This is a genomic window from Thomasclavelia sp., assembly GCF_017889095.1.
Taxonomy (GTDB): Bacteria; Bacillota_I; Bacilli_A; order Erysipelotrichales; family Coprobacillaceae; genus Thomasclavelia.
Genome location: NZ_JAGHEW010000366.1, coordinates 1 through 2,631, shown reverse-complemented (window position 1 = coordinate 2,631; position 2,631 = coordinate 1). Strand labels below are relative to the sequence as shown.

Genomic DNA, 2,631 nt, shown 5'->3' with positions numbered 1-2,631 from the left:
TTTTTCATTTTCTTGTTCTCCTTTACATAATATGGTTTAAATCTTTTTAATCTAAGTGCATTACTTACAACACAAACTGATGAAAGCGACATACATAAAGAACCAAACATCGCATCTAAACGAATTCCAAAAGTTAAATAAAATACCCCTGCTGCAATTGGAATTCCAATTATATTATAAATAAATGCCCAAAATAAATTTTCTTTGATATTATTGATCGTCCGTTTTGATAATTCTAATGATGTAACAATATCCCGCATATCATCTTTCATTAAAATAACATCAGCCGCATCAATGGCAATATCATTACCTTTACCAATTGCCACTCCAACATCACTACGAACTAAAGCTGGAGCATCGTTGATTCCATCACCTACCATTAAAACATGATTTCCTTCATCTTGCAATTTTTTCACGACATTTTCTTTATCTTGTGGTAAAACTTCTGCAATAACTTCATCTAAACCTAACTTTTGATTAATTGCCTGTGCAGTTGCTTTTAAATCTCCAGTAAGCATAACGGTTTTAATGTTCATTTGTTTTAATTTAGCAATAGCTTGCCTACTAGTTTCTTTAATATCATCAAAAATACTAACTAATCCAACAACTTCATTTTCCGTTGCTAAAAAAACTAATGTTTTTCCTTGCTTTAAATAAAGATCAGCCTGTTTTTGATAATCTTTAAAATCGAGTTTAGCCTGTTTCATCATTCTAAGATTTCCAACTAAATATTTTTGATCATCAATGATTCCTTCAATGCCTAAACCGCTTAATGATTTAAAATCAGAGGCTTCTACTAATGAAATGTTCATTTCATCAGCTTTTTCAATAAAAGCATTAGCTAAAACATGACTAGAACCTTTTTCTAATGAAGCAACAATTTTAATGACTTCTTCACTTTTTAAACTATGACTATAAATATCACTAACTTGGGCTTTACCTTTAGTAAGCGTTCCGGTTTTATCAAAAACAACAACATCAATATTATTTTCATTTTCTAAAACTTCAGCACTTTTGATCAAAATCCCATTACTTGCCCCTACTCCCGTAGCAACCATGATAGCAACTGGCGTTGCTAATCCTAGAGCACAAGGACAAGAAATAACTAATACAGCAATGGCACTAGTAATCGCAAAATTCAAACTTTGACCAAGTGATAACCAGGTTATTAATGTAATCAAAGAAATTAAAATAACCGTTGGTACAAAATACTTAACGACTTTATCAATCGTTCTTGTCATCGGTGCTTTAGAACTAGAAGCTTCTTCAACTAATTCAATGATTTTAGCTAAAGTACTATCTTCTACTGTCTTAGTAACCTGATAAATAAATGTTCCTTGTAGATTATTAGTTCCACCAATTACTAAACTATCAACTTCTTTTTCAACCGGTAAACTTTCACCCGTGATCATTGATTCATCAACCGAACTAAATCCTTGAATGATCTTTCCATCAACCGGTACTGTTTCATTAGCTTTAACAATTACCTGATCATCAATTTTCAACTCAGATATTTTGACAATTTCTTCTTTACCATCAACGATTCGACAAGCAACATTAGGTGCTAATTCCAATAATTTACTAATTGCATCGGTTGTTTTCTTCTTTGATTTAGCTTCTAAATATTTACCAAAACTAATTAAAGTAACGATCATTCCCGCCGATTCAAAGTAAACATTATGAACCAAATGCATTAATTCCAAATTTCCCGTAACAGTTAATCCAATCGAATAAATGCTGTATATAACTGAAGCTCCGGCTCCTAAAGCAATCAAAGAATCCATCGTAGGATCAAAATGAATTAAATTTTTGAATCCATTAATAAAATAATTTCTTTTAATTATTAAAATCGGAATTAAAAAGATAATTTGTAATCCAATATTAACATAAGGATTTTCTCTAATAACTGAAAAAATCGGATAATTAAACATTGATGACATTGAAACATACATTAATAAAGCAAGTGCAATAAAACAATAAATCAATCTTTGTTTTAAATCACTTAAATCATCATTATCAATTAACGTATCATCAAAATTACTAGCCTGATAACCACCATCACTAACCGCCTTAATGATCATAGCATCATTAACTAAAGTTTCATCAAAATCAACAGTCATTGAATTTGTCAGTAAACTAACTTCAACCTTGTTAACACCTGGTAACTTGGCAACACTATTATAAACATGATTTTCACATGCTGAACAAGTCATCCCTTTAACACTATATTTCTGTTTCATAATTCCTCCTTAACCCCTCCTAGGGGGGTATGGTTTTAGTATAAACCTATAATTATCTTTTTGCAAGTAATATAATAAAACAATTTTCTAATTTCATAAAAAAGCATTTTAAAGATAACTTTAGTTTACATCTATTTACATTACTTATTCAAATCCAAATTATTAAATAATTTGTACTTACTTTCTATTTTTATTGGATATCATGTTAGAATAATTTAATTCATTAATATTACAATTAAATCTTATCTTATTTAAATATATCATTATTTCTCTGAACTTTTCACTAGTTGCAAGAGTATTAGAGTTTAAAACTTCCACCATCAAAAATAATATAATTAAAACATCAACCAATGACAAAGTTTCAGCTAATTTTAAATAAAAAATACAAAAG

General features: G+C 29.2%; 2 protein-coding genes. Both read right to left on the bottom strand.

Translation table 11 applies throughout. From position 1 onward, the window contains the following. On the bottom strand, positions 1 to 2,240 hold a 2,240-nt coding region (locus tag J7M77_RS15435; RefSeq protein WP_296880175.1), incomplete at its 3' end, for a heavy metal translocating P-type ATPase. Positions 2,241 to 2,417: 177 nt separating this feature from the next. Next, positions 2,418 to 2,631 (bottom strand): hypothetical protein (locus tag J7M77_RS15430; RefSeq protein ID WP_296880173.1); only part of this gene is annotated, 214 nt, incomplete at its 5' end.